Origin of the sequence: Teredinibacter turnerae T7901, from assembly GCF_000023025.1 — a bacterium.
GTDB lineage: Bacteria > Pseudomonadota > Gammaproteobacteria > Pseudomonadales > Cellvibrionaceae > Teredinibacter > Teredinibacter turnerae_B.
This window is the reverse complement of the sequence record NC_012997.1, coordinates 490,965-516,135: the sequence shown is the minus strand read 5'-3', so window position 1 is coordinate 516,135 and position 25,171 is coordinate 490,965. Positions and strand designations below refer to the sequence as shown.

Genomic DNA, 25,171 nt, shown 5'->3' with positions numbered 1-25,171 from the left:
CTAAAACCAGTCGTCCTGCATAGCCATAACCGGGGCACTTCCGGCAACAACCCTTCGCGCCAATGTATCTACTTGTGGTAACAGCTTTAACATATAAAACTCGGCTGTCGCCCGTTTGGCCGATGCAAAATCAGAGTCATCGCCACGCACGGCCGCAGCGGCTCGCAACCACATATAGGCGTAGCAAACATAACCAACCATATCCTGATAATCTACCGCTACCGCGCCCGGCAAAAAGCGATTGTCTGCTGATTGCTGGACAATGCTGTGGGTAGTGGTTTGCAGTAACACAATCGCCTGCTGCAGCGGAGTAATCAGACTACTCAGTTCCCTCTTGTTGGCGAGACCCGCGACGAAGGCATCCACATCACCAACAAAAACGTCCAATAGCTGCCCATGTGTGGCAACGGTTTTTCGCCCCACCAGATCCATGGCTTGCACACCATTAGTACCTTCGTAAATTTGGGTGATGCGCGTGTCCCTCACCAGTTGCTCCTGGCCCCACTCTCGAATAAAGCCGTGCCCACCGTATACTTGCTGGCCCAATACTGCCACTTCGAATGCGCGGTCGGTCATAAAGCCCTTGGCGACCGGGGTGAGTAAAGCGACCAATGCTTCCGCTTGGGTTTTGCGCTGCTGATCATCGGAGAATTTAGCGATATCCAGCCACTGGGATACATAAATATAAAATGCGCGGCCCGCTTCGTTTAGTGCACGCATGGTCAGCAGCATACGGCGGACATCCGGGTGCACCAGTAAATTGTCCGCTTCTTTTTCCGGCGAATGAGCACCTACCGGGCTTCGGCCTTGCAGGCGTTCCCGCGCATAGGAAACCGCATTCTGATAAGACGCCTCAGCAGCGCCAACCCCCTGAATACCGACCACCAAGCGCTCGTAGTTCATCATAGTAAACATCGCCTGCAAACCTTTATGGGGTTCACCCACCAGCCAGCCGCGTGCGCCATCAAAATTCATCACACACGTGGGTGATGCTTTGATTCCCATTTTTTTCTCGAGCCCACCACAACTGAACCGGTTGCGCTCGCCAGGTTCGCCCTGTGCATCAGGAATATATTTGGGCACTAAAAACATAGAGATCCCGCGTGAACCCGCCGGTGCATCCGGTAACTTAGCCAACACGAGGTGAATAATATTTTCTGCTAGTTGATGCTCACCCCAGGTAATAAATATTTTCGTGCCGGTAACGGCATAGCTGTCGTCGGCTAACGGTTCCGCACGGGTACGAATCAGCCCGAGATCCGTTCCCGCGTGAGGTTCAGTCAGGTCCATCGCACCACTCCAGGCACCTGAGTACATTTTTTCCAGGTAGGTTGACTTAAGCGCATCACTGCCGTGCGCATCGATAGCGAGGCACGCACCCGCAGTCAGCATCGGCAACAAACCAAATGACATACACGCACCCTGTACCATTTCGTCCACCGCGGCGACCAGGCTTTTCGGCAATCCCATCCCGCCGTACTCAGGGTTTCCGCTCAAGCTGCACCAACCGCCATCACACAGCAGCTGATACGCATCGGCAAATCCCTGCGGAACGGCTACATTGCCCTCCTGCAACTGGCAGCCCTGCTCGTCCGCCTCCCGGCTGCAAGGGGCAATGGCATCACCAGCGATTTTTCCACACTCGGAGAGAATGGCTTCAACAGTATTTTTATCCAGATCTTCGAAATTGCGGAGAGAATGCCACAACTCATAGGTGGCCAACTGACGTTCTATAACGAAACGGATGTCGTCGAGGGGGGCTTTATAATCAGGCATGGCGCGCTTTTCTCCGTTGTGTTTTTACAACAATAGGAGTTGAAACGCCGATTATCCACATCCCAATGAACGGTGAAAAGTGAGCGTCCATTTACGCTCCACTATCTCGGCTAAACAAAGTTGAAAAAGTTTTTCTGATTGCGCCAAAAAAAATTTTAATGACACGCGCAAATGACAAATCACAGATAAACGATCCAGCCCCGCTCGGCACTGCATTAAACTATCTGATCGAGGATACTGCCCCTGCGCTGCTCGTAGCCGCTAGCGTTGGCAAACTCGGCGCTTAGTCGGGACGTCAGCTGTTGGGTTGAGGAGGGGAAAATCGAAGCGTTGGCCACACGCTCCCGGTTCGGATTGATGGTTTCGTTTAAATCGGTGGGGCGGGTGGTAAGCGTGTCATCGCTCTCATCACCAGACACCTCGCGCATATCACCATCAGCGTCGTTATCTGCGTTTTTGGCTTGTTCGCTGCGCAGCTCCTGCCTGGCTTCGGCTTCCTGTCGCGACGCTTCCGCGGCGACCCGGCGGTCCTGTGCAGACGGTTCTGCAGGCGCCAGCGCCGCGCGCTTCACAACCTGCATTTTTTCGATTGTGGCTTCCGGCGTAGGCTCGCGCCCTACGTCGATAGGTACTTCACCACCAACCGCGTATCGAACACCATCCGGGCCGCGCTGATAATCAAAACTTGCAGCGCCCGCATACTGCCCGCCGACTGCAGCATGAGCTTGTTCGTGAGCACGCACCTCCCGATCCCGCGCAGACAGTTCGCGAATTTCCTGTTGCTCCGCCTGCAGCTGCTTTTCTTCCAAACGTTTTTCGAGACGCGCTTGGTCATCAGGTGCTTCAGCGCCAGCCTCTGCAGATCCATTGGCACTTTGCACACGTTGCGTCGCAGACAAATCGGCAGAGCTGGCCGGCGTACGGTCTCGCGAGGAAAGCTCAGGAGAGGGGGCAGGTGATGCAGGAACTAACGATGACAAGCCCTCAGACCGACGCGCGGCGGGGCTTGGATATGCAGCGATATTCGCTGCGGACGGAAATGGCAGGTTTGAACTAATCACGCAGAGCCTCGACGCTGAACCCTACGTTACCTGCGCCGGGATACCTCAGTAAGTATCGCGACGACGCGGAGGTACGCGTTTATCTTCCTCAACGGGAATCCGGATCATTTGAGGTTGCTCCGGCATACCCAACAACCAGCGAAAGAAAGCAGCAATAACGTCATGATTTAACATCAATCAGGCTCCCGAGAGTTTTGTCCGCCACCGAGACTACATTAGCCGAAGCATCGAATAACTGCTCCTGGCGGCGAAGTTCAATTAAAGGTTCAACAATGTCGCCACCGGAATCAGAGCGTACAGGCTCCTCAACAGGGGCGACGGGGTTCGTGCGGGTTACAGACTGCACTTCCACCGTTTCCGATGGCTGTTCACGAATATTGGCCTCGGCAATTTCCTGCGCGGATTTTTGCATCTCGCGCTGGCTGTGCTGCATGCCTTTCAGGCCTTCACTCATTACCGAATTAATCATGGTTAACCTCGTGTGCGCTGAATAAACCTCAATCGCTCAGGGACAATCCCCCAAGCTTGACGTAAATCCCATACTTACGTACGAAGTTTAAGCCTTATCTTGAGCAAAAAACAGTCGTAACACACTGTAAACGCCACTTATGTAAGACAAAATAGAGGTAATACAATCCAAATTAAAGGCTTTTATTCATAAAAACGTCATTTATTCCGGATGGACCCAAATCAGCCCGCCAACCCCAGAGGATCAATATTAAGGAAATCCGCCGCAGCTTCCGGTGAAGGATCGGCAAGGGGTGGTACAAAACCCAAACATGGCGCATTTATGTAGCGCGCCAGGGTGGTCAGGTTCTCATCGACCACCGTCATCTGCGGATCCGTCTGGCTGGCCACCCAACCTGCAAGCACAAGGCCGTCGCGAGCAATGGCTTCTGCGGTCAGTATGGCGTGATTCAAACAACCGAGCTTCAGGCCAACAACCAGCACTACAGGGAGCTGCAAAAGTTTCGCCACCTCCGCCATGGTGACCGAATTATTTAACGGTACCCGCCAGCCACCAGCGCCTTCGACCAAACATAAATCCGGTTTTTTTTCGCCCCGCAATCCCATAACTGCGCCACGATAGAAGCCAACGATTTTATCGGCACTCAACCGCTTTCCTTCCCGCTGCGCTGCAATATGCGGTGCCATCGGCTCGCGCAACAACACCGGGTTAACCAGTTCATAGGGCAGTTTTACGCTGGACTGGGCCGTCAGCAGAAGGGCATCCTCGTTGCAGAACTGCTCGCCATCCATCGCGCCACCCGCCGCTACCGGCTTAAGGCCCAACGTCGCCAATCCATGCTGTTGCGCCTTCAACAATAACGCGCTGGCAATCAGCGTTTTGCCCGCATCTGTGTCGGTACCCGTGACAAAATAACTCTTCATTCGATTCTCTGATTCATTCGGGCAACTTGTGGCCCCAGTACATCGTTGGTAAACGAGCCCTCAAGCGGACGCGGACTCGTCCAGCGGTTTACGCAGATAGATGTAGTACACCTCGTAGCGCGCAGGCAACCCGCGATCCGGGTCGAGCCAATTGTCATAGGCCTCTTCTAATCGGCGGAAGGTAGCGCGCCCCATCAAGCCGTTCTGACGGCCTTCATTAATGGTGTGCGCACCGATACCTTTCAATTCACGCATTAAGTGCACCACACTGTGGTAATACAACACCGGCGTTTCCGACTTATAGGCGACCATCTGCAACCCAGCCTGCTCAGCCACAGATTTCACGCTCTCCAGGCTGAGAAACTTATTTACGTGAGCGAACTCATCGACCATCCGCCACGCAGATCGCAACTCGAACAGTGTCTCCGGGCCAAGGGTACTCAGAGCAAACCATCCGCCAGGTTTCAACGCGCGGTACATTTCCGAAAACAGCTGCAGGGGATTTTCACTCCACTGCACCGTCAGGCTGGAAATGCAGCCGTCGAAAGATTCATCCACAAACGGCAGCGACTCCATATCGCCAAGGTGCCAGTTAATCTGTTCCGCCACCCCCAGCTCATCGAACTTCTGCTGCGCGCGATCGAGCATCCCCTCAGCAATATCCAGTGCGTGAATGCGGCCCTCGGGCTGGGTGATTTCCGGGAACTGCTGGAGCAGGCGTTCAATGCAGTAACCGGTGCCGCAACCGAGGTCCAGCAGGGTTTGCCCCACCGAGCCACCGGTGCCAAGGCTAAATTCCACCAGCGAGTCCACCACCCGTTTTTGCAACCGCGCCAAGGTATCGTACTCCTGGGCGGCGCTGCTGAACGAATTGGCGATACGACGCTTGCGCTGACTTAAGCGCGGCGCCTGCTGGCGGAGAAATGAGTTGATCATAGTTGCGACTTCACGGGGGTGACTAATATGTGGCGCGTGGCCTGCGGCGGTTATGCTTTCCACCCAATGGGAGGGCGCTAATCCCTGCAGTGCGCGCCCGGCGCGGACCGGCACTAACGCATCAGACTTGCCATAAATGTGCAGTGCGGGCTGAGTTAAATTTCGCAGCGCCGTGCGATTATCGAGCTGATCCAGATAGCTCAATGCATTCGCCCAGCAGGTTTGTTGACTGTGCGCGGAGAAAGAAAGCAGGTTTTTTAGCGTGTCGGTCACCTGACGGCGCTCGCTGTCCCCCATAGACTGAAGCGCGATGAAGCGTTTGAGGGTGGCTTCCGGGTCATCGGCGAATCCGTTGACAAAATCAGAAAAGGTTTCGCGCTCCATGGCATGCTTCCAAGGAGCCTTGCCCGCTGCAATTTCGGCATCGTTTTTAACAAATAGCGGGTTGGTGGCAATAGTAATCAAGCGTCCGATTTTTTCCGGGTGACGGCTCGCCAATTGGGTAGCAATCATGCCGCCAAGCGACCAGCCTATCAAGGTGGCGTTGCCCGGGATTATCCGCGCAAGCTGTTTGAGCATATGCTCGAGGTCATCGCAGCGAAAATCACTGTTATCGCCAAATCCAGGCAGGTCGATAAACACCATTTCGCGCTCGTCGCCTAACGCTTCCAGTAAAGTTGGCACAAAACTCTGCCACTGCCGCTTGTCGCTGCCCCACCCGTGCAAGAACACCAGCACCGAGCGATTGGGCTGCGGATTAGCGGGCTCGTGGCGGGTACGATTCAGAAAGGGCTTTTCTTCCGGTGTGGCTGCGGCTCGAACGTTGACTTCGGTCATGGCAATACCTCCTCGTCACCAGCTTGGCTGGCTGCATCGTTGAGAGCTTCGAGCAGTTTGTCCACCTGTTCGGAGTTGTGTGCCGCGGTCAGCGTAACCCGCAAACGCGCCGTACCCTCCGGGACTGTGGGTGGGCGTATGGCGCTCACCCAACAGCCGAGTTCCGCCAGGCGCGCAGACATGCGCATGGCCTTGGCGTCAGACCCAACAATAAGTGGTTGAATAGGCGACATGGAATCCATCAGGGCCATGCCCAGACTGTCGCACCCCTGCCGAAACTGGGTTATGAGTTGTTGTAAATGCTGGCGACCCTCTTCGGCGTCGCGCAGCAGCCTAAGACTGGCTCTGGTGGCTGCAGCAACCGCAGGCGGCAGTGCCGTAGTGTAAATGTAGGTACGCGAGAACTGGATGAGACTTTCGATAAGTGTCTCAGAACCAGCAACAAACGCGCCAAATGTGCCAAAGGCTTTACCCAGAGTACCAATCAACACCGGCACCTGTGTTTGATTCAAACCAAAATAATCCGTAGTTCCGCGGCCATGGGTACCGAGAGTGCCGAAGCCATGCGCATCATCAACCATTAGCCATGCGTTATTGGCACGCGAAGCTTCCACAATGGCAGGTAGATCAGCCATATCACCATCCATACTGAAAACGCCATCCACCACAACCAACTGCTGGTCGGCCCCAGAGTTTTCGAGGCGCGCGCGAAGGTGTGCCATATCGTTATGCCGATACCGTTGAAAATCGGCACCGCTGAGCAAGCCACCATCGAGCAGAGATGCATGGTTGAGTTTGTCCTGCAACACACGATCACCCCGCCCCACCAGCGCGTTAATAACGCCTATATTGGCCATATAACCGGTGGAGAAGAGCAGCGCCCGCTCGCGCCCGGTGAATTCGGCTAATTCTTCTTCCAGCGCATGGTGCTCGGCCGAATGACCATTCACTAGATGCGAAGCGCCGCTGCCAGCGCCCCAATCAGCGGCGCCCTGGTGCAACGCAGCGACCACCAGCGGGTGATTAGCAAGGCCGAGATAATCGTTACTGCAAAAATTCAGCAGCGGGCGGCCACCCTCCTGCAATATCGCACCTTGCGGCGAGCCGACAATGCGCCGAGTACGATAGCGATGCGCCATCTGGCGCTCTGCCAGTTTGGCGCGCAATCTATTTTCCAGATTCAATGGGGTCACCTGAGGAAGAGCCGCAGCGCTCCAGGCGCCGCGGTCGGTATGGCGTGGTAGATCGCGGAGACTAGTTCGCAGCGTTGTAGAAAAACTGGTCGTTTTGCGCTTGGACGATTTTTTCGTGCAATTGTTCTTCAAGCACTTCTTCCGGCTCTTCCGCATGGTAGGACTCAGGGCGGATGCCGAGGCGCTTGAACAACTGCATGTCTTCGTTGGCTTCGGGGTTTGGCGTAGTCAGCAGTTTTTCGCCGTAGAAGATGGAATTTGCCCCGGCCAAAAATGCGAGCGACTGCATTTGATCGTTCATTTCCTCGCGACCAGCCGATAAACGCACGTGGGAAGCCGGCATCATGATGCGGGCAACCGCAATCGTGCGGATAAAATCGAACGGGTCGAGATCAGCCTGCTCCGCCAGTGGCGTCCCCGCAACGCGCACCAGCATATTGATTGGCACCGACTCCGGGTGCTGATCCATGTTCGCTAACTGAGTCAACAAGCCCGCGCGATCTTTCTGTTCCTCACCCATACCAACAATGCCGCCGGCGCAAACCTTCATGCCCGCGGCGCGCACGTTTTCCAGGGTATCGAGACGATCCTGATAGGTACGGGTGGTAATAATGCAGTCGTAGTATTCGGGCGAAGTGTCCAGATTGTGGTTGTAGTAGTCGAGGCCAGCACCTTTGAGCTCCAGCGCCTGATCGGCTGTCAGCATGCCAAGGGTCATACAGGTTTCCATCCCCATGGATTTCACCCCCTTGACCATATCCAGCACATATTTCATATCGCGCTGGTGGGGCGAGCGCCAGGCCGCACCCATGCAAAAGCGAGTGGCGCCGCTGTCTTTAGCCGCGCGCGCCTCTTCCAATACTTTTTCTACCGCCATTAATTTTTCGCGCTCCAACCCGGTGTCGTAGCGGGAGCTTTGCGGACAATAGGCGCAATCTTCCGGGCAGGCACCCGTTTTAATAGAGCAAAGGGTACTCACCTGCACTTCATTCGGGTCGAAAAACTGGCGATGTACGCTTTGCGCACGAAACATCAAATCGTTAAAAGGCAGATCAAACAGGGCTTCAACTTCTGCGCGAGTCCAATTGTGGCGCAGTAAATTCTGTTCGGCGGTCATGGCTTTTCCTTAAAATCGAATACAGAGAGGGTTGGCTGACACAGATATTGCCAGAACAATAAAAACTGCCCGCATGCTTGTCAACCAAAAAAGGATTCTCAAGTTTACAAAGGACGTTTTTTCGAAATGCATCAAGTTCGGCGATTTTTAACGCAGGTTGCTACCCGTGTCGATGAGGCTGTACCAAGCTCGTGCATACTGTGCAACAACCCGGCTCTCAAACCGATATGTGCCCAGTGTGAAAACGAGTTACCCCGCCTGGGTAAACGGTGTCAATGTTGTGCTTTGCCAACCACAACTGATACCGCTCTTTGCGGCGAGTGTTTGCAGACAACGCCAGCCTTTGACCGAACCTACAGTGCATTCATTTATCAAGGCTATGTTCCCTGGCTGATCAACCGGTTTAAGCACCAGCATGCGCTGATCGTAGGTCAGCAGTTGAGTGAACACCTACTGGCTGTACTACCGCAGACCAACGTATTCGACTTGATCGTTCCCGTCCCCTTGCATTGGTCAGGCCTGGTACAACGCGGGTTCAACCAGGCTGAAGTGATCGCCCGCCCGCTGGCACACCACCTCAAATTACCGGTTGATCACTGCCTGAAGAAAACGGCTTTTCGACGCCACCAGCAAACCCTCAACCGCGCACAACGGCAGCGGGCAGTGCGCAACAGCTACGCCATTACCCGCGATGTACGCCACCGCCACATACTCCTGGTGGACGATGTAATGACCACTGGCGCAACGGTCGGCGCTATCGCCCAACTGCTTCGTGACGCGGGCGCCAACCGGGTGGACATTGCCTGCCTGGCGCGTACGCCCAAAACCTGAGTCGCATACCCTAGCAAAACGCCTTGTTCGGGTTCGCAGCGGGTAAATTGCGCATCCGGCCTGTGGCGTCAATACTTAAGGCAAACCAAAACCCCAAACCCGTTCTATGGCAAATTCGGCCACCATCCATTCCGACGATCATTTCGACTTCACGCCTGCCGACATCTGCGCTGGGTTTGTGCTATTTCTGTGCTCTCTGGTGATGATGGGCTGGCTCGCCAATATCGATATTTTGCGCAACTTTGCCTTCTTTGCGTTTTATCCGGCAATGCCGCTGGTAAATGCGGTTGGCATGATGGTACTGGCAATCGCCGTCGGCGCGTTGCGGCGCGGGTTGTCGCAAATTATCTGGCTATCAGCTATCACCAGCCTGCTGTTAAGCATTGGTAACTTCACCGAGTTGTTTGGCGATACCTCGCTGGGCTTACATCACTTGTTCATTACTCACAGTGAAAGTCACAGCTCTATCAGCAGCGCCGTTGGTTTTGCATTGGCGGCCATCACTCTGCCGCTCAGCCAACAGCCAGCATTTACCCAACGCAAAACTTTTATTGGGCTATTGCTGCTCAATGCGCTACTTCCGCTCAGCGCACTACTGGCGTACACCAGTAATGCTTATGCCGCTGCTCGCGCATCACTTTTCGACGGCTATTCTCTGCCGGAAGCGCTCAGTCACTTACTGCTAGTGGTTGGAATTGGGTTGACCACGCCCAATCGACTACATGCTTCGCTATTTGCAGATCATCCGGATGCAGCCGCCCTAAGAAAATATGCCCTTGCGCTACTGATGGTCGTGCTGGCGGCAACCTTGCTAACGACACACCTGTCCATCCAGCTACGCTTTGGCTCGGTACTGGTTTTCGCCTTGTATGCGGCCACGTTACTGCTTTCGCTGGTGGCCTTTTTGGCGGTCACCTACTCGCGAGCAACACCTCCAGCGCGCAGCGCTGCCGACCTCGACGGCGCTCACGCACACCAGGAACAGCTGCTGGCATTTGTCGAAGAATCCGGTGATGGCATATTAATGGTCGACAACACTGGCACTATTCGCTATGCCAACAGTACCTGCTCCAAAATGTTTGGCTACCCTCAGGATGAGTTCGTTGGCATGCGCCTGAATGAGCTTATTCCGAAGCGATTTCGCGCCAAACACCTCGAGCATTTCGCCCATTTTTTTGCCGCCCACCCCGCAGAAAAAAAATATGTAAAACGGGGCCGTCTTACGGGAATCAGCAAAGAGGGCATCGAGAAGGCACTCGCGATTTCACTGTTCCGGCGAGAGGAAAACAGCCTGGTCATTGCGACCTTGCGCGAACTCAATGGCCTCGAACGAGATATTGCTGAACGCATGAAACATATTCAGCACGACCTGGTTACCGGCGTCCCGGATCGCCAGGAATTCGGCCGTTTCTGCCAAAACCATTGGGACCAGGTGGTGCGAAAATCCGAGCGACATTTTTGTATTTTTGTTATCGACCTGGACGGACTTCGCCTGATCAACAGCAAGTACGGCCGCGAATTTGGCAATGCGGTACTGCAAAACGTCGCTGCCAACATCAAAAGTCGGCAGCGCGGTGGCGACCGACTGTTTCGCTACACCTCCGACGAATTCATTATGATCTGCAGCGACATCACACCGGATGCCTGCGAACTTTTGGCGGAACGCATCCGCACGTCCATAAAAGTTGTGCCTACACGACTGGGCGACAACAACATTTATATCACCGCATCCGTCGGGTTCACCCATTGCGATCAGTTGCCCGCAAACCTGATGGACACCGTCGCTCATATCACTAACGTGCTACACAAACAACAGCCGGACTACAAAGATCAGGTGGTGCCCGTGGCGCAGCTGCCCGAATTTAAATAGTGCTACAATCCCGCTCCATTTCCAGCTTGCGGGTAAGCCACCTTGACCGATACACCGTTTCACACGCTCAACCCGGACAAAGTCATCGACGCGGTGGAAAGCCTGGGCTACCTGTCTGATTTGCGGGTGTTTCCGCTCAACAGCTACGAAAACCGGGTGTACCAGTTCGGCCTGGAAGATGGCGAACCGATCATCGCCAAGTTCTACCGGCCCGCGCGCTGGAGCGATGAACAAATTCTGGAAGAACACGAATTTTCACGCGCCCTGGCAGATCTGGAAATTCCCATCGTTGCCCCTCTTGAGCGCGACGGCAAAACCTTGTTTGAATTCGACGACTTTCGCTTCGCGCTCTATCCCCGTCGCGGCGGCCACGCGCCCGAGCTGACCGACTTAGACACCCTCTACCGCCTTGGCCAACAACTCGGGCGCCTGCATGAACTGGGTAAAGCACAGCCGTTCAGTCACCGCCCGTCACTCAACCTGCAGACCTTTGGCATCGACAGCCGCGACTTTCTACTGGCGGAAGACTTTATTCCCGGCAGCCTCACCGAGGCCTACGCCACCCTCAGCCAGCACCTGATCGAAGCAATGGAACCCATTCTGGCGGCAACCCCCTTCGAAACCATTCGCCTGCACGGCGACTGCCACCCGGGCAATATTTTGCTGCGTCCGGACTCGCTGTATCTGGTGGATCTGGACGACGCGCGCAATGGCCCGGCGGTTCAGGATATCTGGATGTTGCTTTCCGGCGAGCGCCCGCAAAAGCAACAGCAGCTGGGCGAAATCATCGCCGGTTACGAGGAATTTTGTGAATTCGACAACCGCGAGCTGGCACTGGTAGAAACCCTGCGTACCTTGCGTTTGATGCACTATGCCGCCTGGCTCGCGCGCCGCTGGCAGGACCCAGCCTTCCCGATGGCGTTTCCCTGGTTCAATACCGAGCGATATTGGGCCGAGCATATTCTCGAGCTGCGCGAGCAGCTAGCCGCGCTGAGCGAACCTCCACTCGAAATTCTTTAGCCGCCAACCTGCTAGCGGTACAGTGCCGCTTCGCCCCAGCGCAGCTCCATGCCACGCCGGGTGGCGCGCGGCAAGCTTTTCACCACCAGCCCATAGGAGCGGTCGATCATGCGAGCGATTTCTGGCGCGGGCACAGTGCCATCCAGCATCACCGAATTCCAGTGCGTTTTGTTCATGTGGTAACCGGGAATAACTGCAGCGAACAAATCGCGTAACATCAAGGCTTCTGTTGGATTGCACTTCAAATTCAAACGGCCTACGCCCGTATGCCCGTTCCATTCAGTGAAACTTAACAGGCCAAACATTTTGTTCGCCACTTTAAACACCCGAGCCTCCGGGCCGAATGGAAAATCCTCACGCGTTTCGGGCAGACCCAGAGCGTGCTCGCGCACAGCGCTGTAATCCATCTGATAATCTCCAGCTATGACGGCGATGGATGCAAAACCGGGCGGCTAGTGGTAAAGTTGCACCCCAATTTGCGGCCCCACCGCCTAAATTATTGAATTTTCACGAAAAGCAAATATATCGCTCTTACCATGGGCGACACATTTTGCCTTCGACTCCCAAATCGGGCCACTCAGCTAGAAACGCGCCCGGTGCTAACCTGAAACCTAAAGACTCTACTATGAAAGAACTCTCAGATATTGGCCTGGTTGGCCTCGCCGTTATGGGCGAAAACCTGATTCTGAACATGGCAAACAACGGCTATACCGTTACCGCGTACAACCGTTCGACCGAAAAAGTAGATGCCTTTTTGGCGGGCCGCGCCAAGGGCAAGAGCATTCGCGGTGCTCACTCGGTGGAAGAACTGGTTGCGTCACTCGCCAAACCACGCAAGATTATGCTGATGGTTAAAGCCGGTGCGCCGGTAGACGCCTTTATCGAACAAATTCTTCCACACCTGGAAGAAGGCGATATTCTGATCGACGGTGGCAACACTCACTTCCCAGATACCAACCGCCGCGTGGACTACTGTGCGAGCAAAGGTATTTTGTTCGTGGGCGCTGGCGTTTCCGGCGGTGAAGAAGGTGCCCTTACCGGCCCATCTATTATGCCTGGCGGCGCCAAAGACGCCTGGCATCACGTTAAACCTATCTTCCAGAGCATTGCGGCTAAAGTAGAAGACGGCACACCCTGCTGCGACTGGGTTGGTGAAAACGGCGCTGGCCACTTCGTCAAAATGGTCCACAACGGCATTGAGTACGGCGACATGCAGCTTATCTGCGAAGCCTACCAGATTATGAAAGACCTGCTCGGCATGAGCGCAGACGAAATGCACGAAGTGTTCGCCGAGTGGAACGAAGGTGAGCTGGACAGCTACCTCACCGAAATCACCCGAGATATTCTCAAAACCAAAGACGAAGACGGCGAGCCACTGGTCGACAAGATCCTCGATACCGCAGGCCAAAAAGGCACCGGTAAGTGGACTGGCGTTGCCGCACTGGAGATGGGCGTGCCCCTCACCTTGATCGGTGAAGCCGTATTCGCCCGCTGTCTGTCTGCGCAGAAAGAAGAGCGCGTGGAAGCGGCGAAAATCATTTCTGGCCCAACCCCCAAATTCGAAGGCGACAAAAAAGCGTTTATCGAAGATCTACGCAACGCACTGTTCGCCGCAAAAATCGTGTCTTACGCGCAGGGCTATGTGTTGATGCGCGAAGCGGCTAAAGAATTTGGCTGGGAGCTGAACAATGGCGGCATCGCGCTGATGTGGCGTGGCGGTTGTATCATCCGCTCCGTATTCCTCGGCAACATTAAAGAAGCCTTCGATACCAACCCGGCACTCACCAACCTGCTGCTCGACCCTTACTTCCAGCAACGTGTAGACGCCGCGCAAGCGGGATGGCGTAACGTGGTTGCCAGTGCAACCCTGAACGGTATTCCAGCACCGACCTTAACCTCGGCACTGAGCTACTTCGATGGCTACCGCACCGCGCGCTTGCCTGCTAACCTGCTCCAGGCGCAACGCGACTTCTTCGGCGCACACACCTACGAGCGCACCGACAAGCCACGCGGTGAGTTCTTCCACACCAACTGGACCGGCCGCGGCGGCGATACTGCCTCGTCAACCTACAACGCCTAAGCCTGCACTACCGGGAAGCCTTGCTTCCCGGTGTTCATTTACGTCTGAAATTTCCGTTAACACTCCGCTTACCACCTCTTGGTGAGTCGGCCATACTGCCAGAGCAGCCCCTTCGCTCTGACCTTTCGCTACATTTTTTCTCTGCACAGGAGATTTTATGAAACTGTATATGAGCCACACCTCGCCCTTCGCGCGCAAGGTGCGAATGACCACCCGCCTTATTGGACTGGCTGATCAAGTCGAGGAAATCTGCACCACTTTCGAAAGCGCCGAGCTGCGCGAGCGCAATCCGCTTGGCAAGATCCCCGCGCTGGAAGCGCCGGATATCACCCTGTTCGACAGCGCCCTGATCTGCGAATATCTGGACGAACAATATGTCGAAGCCGGCGGTGACAGCCTGTACCACGGTGACCGCGATGACTATTATCCGCTGCTCAGTGCACTCGCCCTGGCCAACGGCATCACGGAAGCCGCCGTGAGCACGATGATGGAAACCAAGCGCACAACAGAACATTCCACCTACTGGCTGGAGCGCTGGAACACAGCGATGGAAACCGGTATTCGCAACTTGGATGTTGCCGTTCTGGGCACCCCGGCAGACATGAACATGGCCGGCATCGCCATGGCTGCATGCCTGGGTTACCTGGACTTCCGTCTCGGTGACCGCAACTGGCGCGCCTGGAACCCGGCACTGGCCGACTGGTTCCACGAGATTGCGCAACAGCGCTGGTTTACAGACACCGCCCCGCCCGAGGGCGCTTAAGTTTACTCGCGCCCGCACGCTGTGCTGCAGCGAACGGGCGCGCTTTGCGCTGGTCTTTCCGGCATAGGCCCGCGTACAATCCGCTTTCCTCGAGTTAACACCCCTGCACGCCCATGGCCCGTATTCCGCAAAGTTTTATCGACGACTTGCTCAACCGCCTCGACATCGTCGAAGTGGTGGACCACCGGGTCAAGCTGAAGAAAAACGGCAAGAACTACGCGGCCTGCTGCCCGTTTCACGAAGAAAAAACACCCTCGTTTACCGTCAGCCCCGACAAACAGTTTTACTACTGTTTTGGCTGCGGCGCCTCAGGTAACGCCATCGGCTTTTTGATGGAGTACGAACGCCAAAGCTTCGTGGAGTCTGTGGAAACCCTGGCCAAGAGCGCCGGTCTCGAAGTGCCCAGAGAGGAAACACCCTTTCACCGGGAACAGTACGCCCGCCAGAAGAACCTTTACGATGTACTCGAGAAAGCCAGCAGCTACTACCAGCTCCAACTAAAAGAAAACCGCGGCCGCGATAAAGCCGTGCGCTACTTGCAAAACCGTGGCCTAAGCGGCCATATCGCGCGGGATTTCGGCCTCGGCTTTGCCCCCGGCGGCTGGGACAACCTGCTCACCAAATATGGCCTCAGCGAGCAGGATATCGACCTGCTGGTGGGCAGTGGCCTGGTGATCCGCCGCGCCGAAGACGACAAGCTCTACGACCGCTTTCGCAACCGCATTATGTTCCCCATCCTCGACAACCGTGGCCGCGTAATCGGCTTTGGCGGTCGGGTACTGGACGACAGCAAACCCAAATACCTCAACTCGCCGGAAACCGATGTTTTCCACAAAGGCGAAGAACTGTACGGCCTCTATCAGGCGCGCATGGCCAACCGCAACCTGGAACAGATTCTCGTGGTTGAAGGCTATATGGACGTGATTGCTCTGGCCCAATATGGTCTTACCAACGCCGTCGCCACCCTTGGAACCGCCTGCGGCGAAGAACACCTCAAACTCGCGTTCAAGCACACCCAGGAAATCGTGTTCTGTTTCGATGGCGACGCCGCCGGCCGCACAGCCGCCAAACGCGCCCTCATGAACTCGCTCACCAGCATGGAAGACGGCCGCCAGATCAAATTCCTGTTCCTGCCGGAAGGCCAGGACCCGGACACCCTGGTACGCCAAATAGGTGCTGAACGCTTTGCCCAGCAGATCAAAAATGGCACCCCACTGGAAGATTTTCTGTTCGATGTGGCCGCCGAAGGGCTCAATATTCAAAGCATGGATGGGCGCGCGCGCTTCAGCAAAATTTGTGCACCCCTGCTGGCCCAACTCCCCGCTGGCGTTTACCGTGAGTTAATGTTCACCAACCTCGCAAAACGTACCGGGCTTAGTAGCGCGGCACTGATGGAGCTGACCCACGAAAAACCACAGTTGCCCGACGCCGCGCCCGCATTACCCGCCGTGGTGGATGTAGAACCGCCCCCGGTGGACGTACCCGAGCACAGCGCCGCCACCATATACGAACACCTGGAGGGCACCCGTTTCCAGGGTGCCCCGCTGCCCGACGAGCAAGAAAAGCAAGCCTTTCGCAAGCGCACCAACGTCGCGCTCAACCCGGTGAAAGCCGCTACCCTGCTGCTGCTGGACAATCCACAACTGATCCAGCAAGTGGTGCTGCGCCCAGATGCCGATGCAGCAGGCAACGAAGAATTGCTGCGCTTACAAAACCTGATCGACTACCTGCAAAACCGGCCCAACGCCACGTTCAGCACGCTCCTCGGCTTCTGGGGCGGGGCTTACGGTATCGACTCGCAACAGGAGCTGGCACGCATGCTCGCCACCCACGAGCTCACCCGCGACAGCCACCTGGCCAGCTTCGAGAGTGCCAAGGTGCTGAGCCATGCCTTCGCCAAAATCAATCACCAGTACCACCGCCTGACCCACCGCCAGGAGTTGGAGCAACTTAAATCCAAGGGGCTCGCCAACCTTAATAGCGAAGAGAAGGACCGCTTCCGCCAACTGGTCCAACTTATTCAGAAACCGGTCTGAATCATGGCGCTCTATATTGGTCTATGCTGCTTAGATGACGCGGCAAATTGATCAATATTTGTATTGATATTCTGGCGGGTACCCCCATATCCCGGTATAATCGCCGACCCCTCGAAATTCTTATCCATCCACAGGAAACTTAATGAGCGAACAGCAGCAGTCTCGTATCAAAGAATTGATAAACCGAGGCCGAGAGCAGGGCTACCTGACCTACGACGAAGTAAACGACCATCTGCCAGACGACATTTCCGATCCCGATCAGGTTGAAGACATCATCCAGATGATCAACGACATGGGTATTCGTGTTTATGAAGTAGCACCGGATGCCGATGAATTGCTGATGACTGACGGCGAAGCCTCGCCCGACGAAATCGCCGCTGCAGAAGCCGCCGCCGCACTTGCCGCCGTAGAAACCGAAGCCGGCCGCACCACCGACCCTGTGCGTATGTACATGCGCGAAATGGGTACCGTGGAACTGCTCACCCGCGAAGGTGAAATCGCCATTGCCAAGCGCATCGAAGAAGGTCTGCGTGAACTTATGCACGCCCTCGCCTTCTGGCCAAACGCCGTGCAGCAGATAATGGACGAGTACGACCTGGTGGAAAAAGAAGAGCGCCGCTTAAACGACGTTATCAGCGGCTGGCTGGACCCGGCCGAAGAAGTCGAAGCCGCTACCCCCGTCGACTCCACCGACAACAACACTAAAAACGACGCTGACGACGAAGATGACAGCGATGACGACGAAGACGAAGACGACGATTCCTCCTCAGACGAAGACGAGAACAACTCGGGAATCGACCCGGAGTACGCGCGCGAACGTTTCGACGAACTGCGTGTACAACTGGTAGCCGCTAACGACGCCATCGCCAAACACGGCCTCGACAGCAAAGAAACCGGCGTTGCGCTGGAAGCCCTGGGCGAAGTCTTTAAGTTCTTCAAACTCGCGCCACGCCAGTTCGATCCAATCTACAACTACGTACGCGACGTACTCGCGCGTATTCGTGCCGAAGAAAAAGAAATCATGCGCCTGTGCGTGCGCATGGCGGGTATGCCGCGCAAAACCTTTGTGAAGGAATTCCCTGGCAACGAGATCAACGAAGATTGGATCCCAGAGATTATCCGCAAGAAGCGCGACTACTCCGACAGCCTGCGTCCGGTCGAAGGTGACATTCTGCGTTCGCAGCGCAAGTTGCAGCAGATCGAGGAAGAAACCGGCCTCGAGCTTACCGCGATCAAGGAAATCAACCGTCGCATGAGCATCGGCGAAGCCCGTGCCCGCCGCGCGAAAAAGGAAATGGTCGAAGCCAACCTGCGCCTGGTGATCTCTATCGCCAAAAAGTACACCAACCGTGGCTTGCAGTTCCTCGACCTGATCCAGGAAGGCAACATCGGCTTGATGAAGGCGGTCGACAAGTTCGAATACCGTCGCGGCTACAAGTTCTCCACCTACGCCACCTGGTGGATTCGACAGGCCATCACCCGCTCCATCGCGGACCAGGCCCGCACCATCCGTATTCCGGTGCACATGATCGAAACCATCAACAAGCTCAATCGGATTTCTCGCCAAATGCTGCAGGAAATGGGTCGCGAACCCACCCCGGAAGAGCTGGGCGAACGCATGGAAATGCCGGAAGACAAAGTGCGCAAAGTCCTCAAAATCGCTAAAGAGCCGATCTCCATGGAGACGCCCATCGGCGATGATGAAGACTCGCATCTGGGCGACTTTATCGAGGACACCACCATCACCTCGCCGGTGGAAAGCGCCACCTCGCAAGGCCTGATGGAAGCCACCAAAGCGGTTCTTGCTGGCCTTACCGCCCGCGAAGCCAAAGTACTGCGCATGCGTTTCGGTATCGAAATGAACACCGACCACACCCTCGAGGAAGTGGGCAAACAGTTCGACGTAACCCGCGAACGTATTCGCCAGATCGAAGCCAAGGCCCTGCGCAAACTGCGCCACCCCAGCCGCTCCGATCACCTGCGAGGCTTCCTCGACGACTAAACCCTCCCCAAAACGGCGCCCAGAGCGCCGTTTTTTATGGGCAAGTGAAACTTACCCCTGAAGGAACAGGGAACAGGGAACAGGGAACAGGGAACAGGGAACAGGGAACAGGGAACAGGGAACAGGGGCATATTGCGCGGCACATCGCGGTTTGGCAGCCCAACAATGAGTTTTTTGGCCTAACGGTGCATACACTAAATCCATAAACCAGGCACAACCCCGCAAAACCCCGATCCAAAGCCTATTGCACGCGCTAGCCCCCAATAATTCCTTGCTATGTACCTGATTTTCGAAGAAAATACCGCCCCCATCCAGTAGCACAGCAGCGCTGGAACTACCTCTTTAAGGGCCTTTAGCTCAGTTGGTTAGAGCATCCGACTCATAATCAATAGGCCAGGGTGAAAAAAGTTTAAATGGGCCTGTAGCTCAGTTGGTTAGAGCACACGACTCATAATCGTTAGGTCCTCGGTTCAAGTCCGAGCAGGCCCACCATTTAAACCTTTAAAATCAGCAAGTTAAATGGATTTGGCGGTTTCTGGTGCTTCCCTCCGGGGTTCAAAAATACGTGCGCCCAACTCGTCCCCTCCCAGCCCTGCTCGCCTTAGTGGCTATCGTTCGTTAAATTTTCCGGGGTTACACCGGGGTTAGCGAAACTAGGCAGGCACCCTCAACACAATTCTTGATCTTCAATGCACTGGCAAATAAACTGTACATACATACAGCAACTCCTAGCATTTGTAGATTGGAAAAGAAACATTGAATAGACTGCTTGGTTTGCCTCGCAATATTTAAAGAAAACGCCGGTACAGAGAGAAGCGCCTGACGATAGCTAGACTTAATAGGAGACGCCCCTGCTTACCATCAGAAGTTTGACTAACCAAGGGGCAACATCATGGCCTCAATGAGCAAAATAGAGTGGACAGAACAGACTTGGAACCCGGTTACTGGCTGTACAAAAGTTTCGCCAGGGTGTAAGCATTGCTATGCAGAGACGCTTTCAAAGCGTTTGCGCGCGATGGGCACACCAGGTTACGAAAAAGAGTTTAGTGAAATCAACTTGCTGCCTGAAAGGCTAACTCAGCCTCTGGAGCGTAAAAAGTCAACAATGTATTTCGTGAACTCCATGAGCGATTTGTTTCATGAAGAGGTGCCTTTCGAGTACATTGATAAAGTTTTTGGAGTTATTACCCAAACGCCCCATCACATATATCAGATATTAACCAAGCGCTCAGAGCGCATGAGGGATTATTTTAAAAATCGCAAAGTTCCCAAGAATGCTTGGATCGGTGTATCAGTGGAAGATAGAAAATATGGCCTAGCTAGAATACCTCACCTACAAGAAATTGACGCTGAAACAAGATTCTTATCGATAGAGCCCTTGTTGGAAGGCTTGGGGCGAATAAGGCTCAAAGGAATTCACTGGGTTATTGTCGGTGGAGAATCTGGCGCTAAAGCGCGGCCTATGAACGAGCAATGGGTCCTATCAATCAGGAATCAATGCAATAAAGCTGGGGTCGATTTTTTCTTCAAGCAGTGGGGAGCCTGGGGAGCAGATGGTGTAAAGCGCTCCAAAAGTGCCAATGGCCGTAAGCTCGAAGGTAAAACCTGGGACATGATCCCCACTATAGCGGTGTAACTAAGGAAGGGCCGATGGGAAAAAAATCAAAAAAATATGAGTGGGAAATCGGTCAGGCCCTACCATCGCTGGACGAGCACAGTCAAACCAAGCACCACATAATATCCGACTATTTAAAACGATATGTAGAAGTGGTAATGGCGCATTACGCGATGGAAAAGCTCTCAATGACTATTGTTGATGGCTTCGCTGGAGGAGGAAAGTATGTAGACGCACTGAGTAAAACTCCCGTTGACGGATCTCCTTTCCTTATTTTGCGCGCCATAAAAGAGGCTGAAGCCACTATAAACATTGGCAGTAAGAAAAATCGGTGCATTGATGCTGAATACCATTTCATTGAGAAAGAGCCGACCCACCTTGATTTCCTACGCTATGAAATCCAGCAATCTAATTTTAGCGGCCTACTTCAAAACAATGCCTTTCTTCATAATACTAGTTTTGCAGAAGCGGCCACCGGCATAATAGAAAGGATAAAAAAACGAAATCCCCGCACTCAAAGAGCTATATTTATTCTTGATCAATACTCATACAAAGATGTCCCGTTTTCAATTGCCCGAAAGGTTCTAACCGAACTGTCCAACGGAGAAATCATACTCACTTTCAATTTTGACGCTGCGCAAAGTTACATCTCGGATACCCCAAGCAACAGAAAAGCATTCTCGAACATTCAGCTCGACGAATACATATCGTGGAAACGCCTTGCAGAGTTTAAGGAAGCTGGAAATTGGCACGCTGCAATTCAGGAGCAGCTAGCAAATGCCATTTTCAAAGCATCAGGCGCCAAACATATTACTCTGTTTTTTATACACCCTAAGAAAGGGCGCGCATATTGGCTTGTTCATTTATCAAATGTATACCGTGCACGTGATGTTATGATGGATATTCACTGGAAGCACGCAAATAACCAACCTTATTTTTCTCATCACCTTGGTGCTGGCATCTATGGCCTTGGATATCAGGCATTTCAAATACCCGGCCAAAATAGCTTAGAACTGTGCGACGAAAAAGTTCTAAACGAAGAGACAGAAAAGCGTTGCGTAAAAGCCCTGTCTGAGGAACTACCCAGACATATATTTGAAACGAAAGGCCCCATTTCTTTTTCCCAGCTCACCGATCAATTGGGTAGTTTCACCGTCGCATCTGAATCTCACATTAAGGATGCACTGCAATCTGCTATTGAGACAAAAGAGCTGGTTATCCGAACAAATAAAGGGGGAATTAGAAGGTCTGCAACACAGATTGCCAGCACAGACTTAATCGAATACAGCCAACTACCACTAATATTTTCACTTGGCTGAAAGTATTCATCTTATGATGCCCGCTCCGGTTTCCACCAACCTGTAACTGCGTCTTGGTCGTCAGGGTCTATCGGGCAAACCTCAGAAGTGAATTCATCCATAGACAATTCAGAACGACAGGTATAGTTGCGAATCAGGCTTTCTAGCTGGCTGAACCTGTCAATTAATTTGTCAGGCTTTTCAGGACATTCTGACAAACGATTATAAAAACTTCTCTCACCAGCTCCGTACCTTTCTGGCTCACCTTGGCCTCTCCAGAGAGAAAAATCCGATAAACCATCCGATATAAATCAACGAGCAGACCACCCGTCTGGAACTCTGAAGGATTCCAGTGAAGCATCACAATATAGGCAGCTATTACACCGCTAATAACATCCAGCAGTAGTGCTTGTGCAAGGCCATCCGGCAGATACGTTTGGATGTTTGGCTTAACCAGGTACAACAACGCCGCGCAAAGAGGACTTACTGAATCATAGGGATTGATACGTTCGACAATAAATGGATAAGCCACAGGCCTCTTTTTCGACCACACTGCATAGCGGCTTGATTTTTGGTTTGCCGATGAAGTCAGGGCCTTACCGCCCCGGTAAGAAGTGAATTTCGGTCTCTTCAGGTTAGGGATTCTGGGAATCAAATCGCACACCGCAGAATTAACCACGGCCAAAATTTCCTCAGCTTCGGTCAATGTCTCCTGGTTATTTGGCGCGTTGCTTCGGCTGATTAAATCCAACGCCACCAGCAGCGTCTGCTCAGGGCCATTAATGCTCCGACCACCCCGCTTGCTCCCCAGATCCACATCAAATAGCCCGTCGATCAGCCTGCGGTTCGTCAGGTTTGGCAACGCCTCGCCGTTGCGCCACCGGAAAAATGGACGCCGTGGTAAATCAAAACGCTTTTTTGAGTTTCTATGACAGGCAATAAATCGGTTGAGATGCTCATAGCGATCAAACTTTTCACCGGAGGCGGCAGGCTTTACTTCCAAGCACTTGCGCTCCAGCTCCCTAATCAATATTCGAGCTCGCAAGGGGTTTGCTGCAAACGCAGACACTGATTTTGCCTGTTCTCTCATGACCGCCCTTCAAGTGTCTTTTCATTTTCTCTAAAAGACACCTTAAGGTCCCTCACCCAGAGTCAATCATCCACTATCACTCCATGCAATTTAATGCCATTTGGAGTAACGATGGATACTCAAAAACAAGAGCGATACCTCACCTACGAGCAAGTGACCTCGCTTCTTTGCATGTCAACTGGCGGGCTAAGAAACCAGCATTGTAGAGGTGAACCAATGCCACCATCCGTGAAAATTGGCCAGAGACGACTATTCCCAGAATCCGCTTTTCACGCCTGGCTCGAAGAGCAGAGAAGTAGCGGAGGCCCTCTGTAACCACGCGACCTTCAAAAACATTGGATATTACCGACGCCTCCAATTTCGCGCTAGGCCCGGTGAATTACGTGCCGCCCAGTATGGTGGCCACGGGACCTGTAGGTAACTAAACAGTGCCTGATATCTCCAAGCTCATCGATGAAGCGCTCGCAATTGAGGAAGAAGATGCAAAAGTTGCAGGCGAGCTGGGCTTCATGGGAAGAGCATTGGTTCAGGCTACATTGCGTCACTCCAAAAAAAGCGGAAGTGAATTTAGACGGATAAACGATAACTCTCAACCTGCTTTAGAAACGCCCCAACAAAACCTGCTTACAATAAAGCATCGAAACCCACCAACCTAAGGGCGCTGATATTGGGCGGTTCTGCCATATTGACCAGACATACATATGCAATTAAGCGATATGTGTTTTTCCAGTTACTTTTATTGTAATAACGACCGGATTTATGTCGCGGTGTAGCTTCCGATCAAACTCAAGCACCCCATATTTCTCTCGAGAAATTAGCCGTAATTTATATATAAAAATAGAGAAATAATTTACTGCCAGATAGTTACCTTCGCGGCCATCCAATCAATTTTTCAATTAAAACGGAACCAAAAAATTACAAAATTCACACAACTAATACGTTTTAAAACAAGAATAAACTTCAAATCGATTTACATCCTGGTCGACAACCTGACACTAAGGTAATTGTTTTTTTGTCTGCAACCTGAAGTCATCGAAATTCATATTTCTATTCATTCTACGCATCCCAGCGAACGAGATTGTAAACTCGCGCCCGAAAGCCATTTCAGCTTTTATGTGGCATGTCGAAAAATAATAACGACAGGGTTGTCGCTGCAAATTTTCACTATTTCTCTACGCTCAATTACCAGGGACTTTTTTGACCTGCGAATCAGCTTAGAGAACAGGTTTAGCACTTTCTCACACACACAACATTTTCCTGCAAACCAAAGGGTGACTCTATGAAAAATTTTCTATCACATAAACGGTTGTTGCAATGCGCTGCAGGCATTCTGGCAAGCCTCGGTGTTGCGACCGCGAGTGCCGCTACCAATATTATTTATATCATTGATACTACCGGCAGCACCCAACCATTAATTGATGACTGGAAAGCGGAAATTACGTCTGCGGAAACGCTTAATGAATTAACTGCAGTGTATCCTGGCGCCCGTTTTGGGTTAGCGTCTCACTTGGACTTCCCAATGAACGGCCACGCGGCGGCCGGGGAATATGCGTACAAACTGGAACAACAGCTTACGACCAACACTGCCGTATTTTCTGCAGCGGTTAATGGGTTGGTCAGTGGCTACGGTGGCGATACCCCGGAATCGCAACTGGAAGCCATTTACCAGGCGTGTTCTGGTGCAGGCTATGACCTGAACAACAACGGATCTTACCTGGATAATGGTGACATTCCGCCCAGCAATATGGGATTTGTTAAACCACTGCCAGCGACAGAGATGACGCTGATTTTCCATTTCACCAGCCCGCTGGTGTATCACAATTATCCAGAAGATTTAAGCTACCCGGACCCAGGTGTGGTCAACCGACCAGCCACTCTCGCCGAAGTGGTGGACACCATCGAGAACGAATGTAATACACGATTTTTCACGTTCGTACCTGCCAACGAGCCGCTCCCCGGCATGCTCGCCAGCACCTTCGGTTTTGCAGCGATGCCATTTAGCTACGACATGCAAACCGGGGACGCGTTAAATTACTCGTTGATGGCGGTAGGCTCCAGCGCTTCGGAAAATCCGGCTGAAATTCTGGCGGAAGCCACCGACGGTGATATTAAATACGTAGGGCCAAATCTGGAAGGTTTGGATGTGGCGATCCGCGAAGTTATGCGCGCAGCAGCAGACCCGGAATCGCCTTGTGATGCGGGAGAAAAATTGATTATCCTGCCATTCGGCAGCTATTGCGTACCGATTTAATAT

The 25,171-nt window shown here is 53.4% G+C and carries 21 protein-coding genes and 1 tRNA gene; 12 read left to right on the top strand and 10 right to left on the bottom strand.

The window, feature by feature from the left end; genetic code table 11:
* The 8 genes from TERTU_RS02185 to bioB form a co-directional block, all read right to left on the bottom strand.
* The gene (locus TERTU_RS02185) at positions 1 to 1,776 is read right to left on the bottom strand and encodes an acyl-CoA dehydrogenase C-terminal domain-containing protein (RefSeq protein ID WP_015817809.1); all 1,776 of its coding nucleotides are present in this window, start codon (positions 1,774 to 1,776) and stop codon (positions 1 to 3) included.
* A gap of 215 nt (positions 1,777 to 1,991) precedes the next feature.
* Positions 1,992 to 2,837, bottom strand: coding sequence for a putative metalloprotease CJM1_0395 family protein (locus tag TERTU_RS02180; protein WP_015820056.1), 846 nt, complete (start codon positions 2,835 to 2,837; stop codon positions 1,992 to 1,994).
* Positions 2,838 to 2,882: 45 nt separating this feature from the next.
* Positions 2,883 to 3,011, bottom strand: coding sequence for a hypothetical protein (locus TERTU_RS22325; RefSeq protein WP_015818774.1), 129 nt, complete (start codon positions 3,009 to 3,011; stop codon positions 2,883 to 2,885).
* Entirely contained in the window at positions 2,998 to 3,306 is a 309-nt protein-coding gene (locus tag TERTU_RS02175; protein ID WP_015819240.1) for a hypothetical protein, read from the bottom strand. Before TERTU_RS02175 ends, TERTU_RS22325 begins: the two co-directional genes overlap by 14 nt.
* A gap of 221 nt (positions 3,307 to 3,527) precedes the next feature.
* Positions 3,528 to 4,229, bottom strand: a complete 702-nt coding sequence (gene bioD / locus TERTU_RS02170) for a dethiobiotin synthase (protein WP_015817249.1) — start codon at positions 4,227 to 4,229, stop codon at positions 3,528 to 3,530.
* 60 nt (positions 4,230 to 4,289) lie between these two features.
* Positions 4,290 to 6,002, bottom strand: coding sequence for a malonyl-ACP O-methyltransferase BioC (bioC, locus tag TERTU_RS02165; protein ID WP_015817744.1), 1,713 nt, complete (start codon positions 6,000 to 6,002; stop codon positions 4,290 to 4,292).
* The gene (bioF, locus tag TERTU_RS02160; RefSeq protein WP_041590020.1) at positions 5,999 to 7,195 is read right to left on the bottom strand and encodes an 8-amino-7-oxononanoate synthase; all 1,197 of its coding nucleotides are present in this window, start codon (positions 7,193 to 7,195) and stop codon (positions 5,999 to 6,001) included. The genes bioC and bioF overlap by 4 nt, the downstream gene beginning before the upstream one ends.
* A 61-nt stretch (positions 7,196 to 7,256) precedes the next feature.
* Positions 7,257 to 8,312 carry a biotin synthase BioB gene (bioB, locus tag TERTU_RS02155; RefSeq protein WP_015820145.1) on the bottom strand — a complete coding sequence of 352 codons (1,056 nt, stop codon included), beginning with the start codon at positions 8,310 to 8,312 and terminating at the stop codon, positions 7,257 to 7,259.
* Between the two features lie 324 nt (positions 8,313 to 8,636).
* Here bioB and TERTU_RS02150 point away from each other — a divergent pair, with 324 nt between their 5' ends.
* From TERTU_RS02150 to TERTU_RS02140, 3 genes are all read left to right on the top strand, one after another.
* Entirely contained in the window at positions 8,637 to 9,143 is a 507-nt protein-coding gene (locus TERTU_RS02150; protein WP_228378241.1) for a ComF family protein, read from the top strand.
* 106 nt (positions 9,144 to 9,249) lie between these two features.
* Entirely contained in the window at positions 9,250 to 11,013 is a 1,764-nt protein-coding gene (locus TERTU_RS02145; protein WP_041590019.1) for a sensor domain-containing diguanylate cyclase, read from the top strand.
* Positions 11,014 to 11,055: 42 nt separating this feature from the next.
* Positions 11,056 to 12,033 carry a serine/threonine protein kinase gene (locus tag TERTU_RS02140; RefSeq protein WP_015819263.1) on the top strand — a complete coding sequence of 326 codons (978 nt, stop codon included), beginning with the start codon at positions 11,056 to 11,058 and terminating at the stop codon, positions 12,031 to 12,033.
* A gap of 11 nt (positions 12,034 to 12,044) precedes the next feature.
* On the opposite strand, the gene TERTU_RS02135 is transcribed toward TERTU_RS02140, so the two are convergent.
* Complete coding sequence (locus TERTU_RS02135; protein ID WP_015819862.1) at positions 12,045 to 12,440, bottom strand: MmcQ/YjbR family DNA-binding protein; 396 nt, start codon at positions 12,438 to 12,440, stop codon at positions 12,045 to 12,047.
* Positions 12,441 to 12,469: 29 nt separating this feature from the next.
* Between TERTU_RS02135 and gnd the strand changes: the two genes are divergently transcribed.
* The 7 genes from gnd (at position 12,470) to TERTU_RS02100 (ending at position 21,848) form a co-directional block, all read left to right on the top strand.
* Complete coding sequence (gene gnd, locus TERTU_RS02130; protein WP_266352078.1) at positions 12,470 to 14,113, top strand: decarboxylating NADP(+)-dependent phosphogluconate dehydrogenase; 1,644 nt, start codon at positions 12,470 to 12,472, stop codon at positions 14,111 to 14,113.
* A 157-nt stretch (positions 14,114 to 14,270) separates the two neighbouring features.
* Positions 14,271 to 14,876, top strand: a complete 606-nt coding sequence (locus tag TERTU_RS02125; protein ID WP_015818485.1) for a glutathione S-transferase family protein — start codon at positions 14,271 to 14,273, stop codon at positions 14,874 to 14,876.
* Positions 14,877 to 14,989: 113 nt separating this feature from the next.
* A complete protein-coding gene (gene dnaG / locus TERTU_RS02120; RefSeq protein WP_015818017.1) occupies positions 14,990 to 16,912 on the top strand; it encodes a DNA primase in 1,923 nt (640 codons plus the stop codon).
* A 142-nt stretch (positions 16,913 to 17,054) separates the two neighbouring features.
* Complete coding sequence (gene rpoD, locus TERTU_RS02115) at positions 17,055 to 18,914, top strand: RNA polymerase sigma factor RpoD (RefSeq protein ID WP_015820244.1); 1,860 nt, start codon at positions 17,055 to 17,057, stop codon at positions 18,912 to 18,914.
* 415 nt (positions 18,915 to 19,329) lie between these two features.
* A tRNA-Ile gene (locus TERTU_RS02110) sits at positions 19,330 to 19,406 on the top strand.
* A 400-nt stretch (positions 19,407 to 19,806) separates the two neighbouring features.
* On the top strand, positions 19,807 to 20,550 hold the full coding sequence (locus TERTU_RS02105) for a phage Gp37/Gp68 family protein (RefSeq protein WP_015819802.1): 744 nt from the start codon (positions 19,807 to 19,809) through the stop codon (positions 20,548 to 20,550).
* Positions 20,551 to 20,564: 14 nt separating this feature from the next.
* Positions 20,565 to 21,848, top strand: coding sequence for a three-Cys-motif partner protein TcmP (locus TERTU_RS02100; RefSeq protein ID WP_015820867.1), 1,284 nt, complete (start codon positions 20,565 to 20,567; stop codon positions 21,846 to 21,848).
* A gap of 163 nt (positions 21,849 to 22,011) precedes the next feature.
* On the opposite strand, the gene TERTU_RS02095 is transcribed toward TERTU_RS02100, so the two are convergent.
* Entirely contained in the window at positions 22,012 to 22,917 is a 906-nt protein-coding gene (locus TERTU_RS02095) for a hypothetical protein (protein ID WP_015820412.1), read from the bottom strand.
* A 428-nt stretch (positions 22,918 to 23,345) separates the two neighbouring features.
* On the opposite strand from TERTU_RS02095, the gene TERTU_RS21660 reads away from it, so the two are divergent.
* Positions 23,346 to 23,573 carry a hypothetical protein gene (locus TERTU_RS21660; RefSeq protein ID WP_143876267.1) on the top strand — a complete coding sequence of 76 codons (228 nt, stop codon included), beginning with the start codon at positions 23,346 to 23,348 and terminating at the stop codon, positions 23,571 to 23,573.
* Positions 23,574 to 24,196: 623 nt separating this feature from the next.
* Positions 24,197 to 25,168 carry a hypothetical protein gene (locus tag TERTU_RS02090; RefSeq protein WP_015819637.1) on the top strand — a complete coding sequence of 324 codons (972 nt, stop codon included), beginning with the start codon at positions 24,197 to 24,199 and terminating at the stop codon, positions 25,166 to 25,168.
* The last annotated feature ends 3 nt before the right edge of the window (positions 25,169 to 25,171 follow it).

What these genes read in the sequence shown, in the direction of transcription:
- TERTU_RS02185 (WP_015817809.1), bottom strand. Translation starts at nt 1,776, where the DNA reads ATGCCTGATTATAAAGCCCCCCTCGACGACATCCGTTTCGTTATAGAA.
- TERTU_RS02135 (WP_015819862.1), bottom strand. Translation starts at nt 12,440, where the DNA reads ATGGATTACAGCGCTGTGCGCGAGCACGCTCTGGGTCTGCCCGAAACG.
- rpoD (WP_015820244.1), top strand. Translation starts at nt 17,055, where the DNA reads ATGAGCGAACAGCAGCAGTCTCGTATCAAAGAATTGATAAACCGAGGC.
- TERTU_RS02095 (WP_015820412.1), bottom strand. Translation starts at nt 22,917, where the DNA reads ATGAGAGAACAGGCAAAATCAGTGTCTGCGTTTGCAGCAAACCCCTTG.
- bioC (WP_015817744.1), bottom strand. Translation starts at nt 6,002, where the DNA reads ATGACCGAAGTCAACGTTCGAGCCGCAGCCACACCGGAAGAAAAGCCC.
- TERTU_RS02125 (WP_015818485.1), top strand. Translation starts at nt 14,271, where the DNA reads ATGAAACTGTATATGAGCCACACCTCGCCCTTCGCGCGCAAGGTGCGA.
- TERTU_RS02105 (WP_015819802.1), top strand. Translation starts at nt 19,807, where the DNA reads ATGGCCTCAATGAGCAAAATAGAGTGGACAGAACAGACTTGGAACCCG.
- gnd (WP_266352078.1), top strand. Translation starts at nt 12,470, where the DNA reads ATGCAAAACCGGGCGGCTAGTGGTAAAGTTGCACCCCAATTTGCGGCC.
- TERTU_RS02100 (WP_015820867.1), top strand. Translation starts at nt 20,565, where the DNA reads ATGGGAAAAAAATCAAAAAAATATGAGTGGGAAATCGGTCAGGCCCTA.
- TERTU_RS22325 (WP_015818774.1), bottom strand. Translation starts at nt 3,011, where the DNA reads ATGTTAAATCATGACGTTATTGCTGCTTTCTTTCGCTGGTTGTTGGGT.
- bioD (WP_015817249.1), bottom strand. Translation starts at nt 4,229, where the DNA reads ATGAAGAGTTATTTTGTCACGGGTACCGACACAGATGCGGGCAAAACG.
- dnaG (WP_015818017.1), top strand. Translation starts at nt 14,990, where the DNA reads ATGGCCCGTATTCCGCAAAGTTTTATCGACGACTTGCTCAACCGCCTC.
- TERTU_RS02175 (WP_015819240.1), bottom strand. Translation starts at nt 3,306, where the DNA reads ATGATTAATTCGGTAATGAGTGAAGGCCTGAAAGGCATGCAGCACAGC.
- TERTU_RS02145 (WP_041590019.1), top strand. Translation starts at nt 9,250, where the DNA reads ATGGCAAATTCGGCCACCATCCATTCCGACGATCATTTCGACTTCACG.
- bioB (WP_015820145.1), bottom strand. Translation starts at nt 8,312, where the DNA reads ATGACCGCCGAACAGAATTTACTGCGCCACAATTGGACTCGCGCAGAA.
- TERTU_RS02090 (WP_015819637.1), top strand. Translation starts at nt 24,197, where the DNA reads ATGAAAAATTTTCTATCACATAAACGGTTGTTGCAATGCGCTGCAGGC.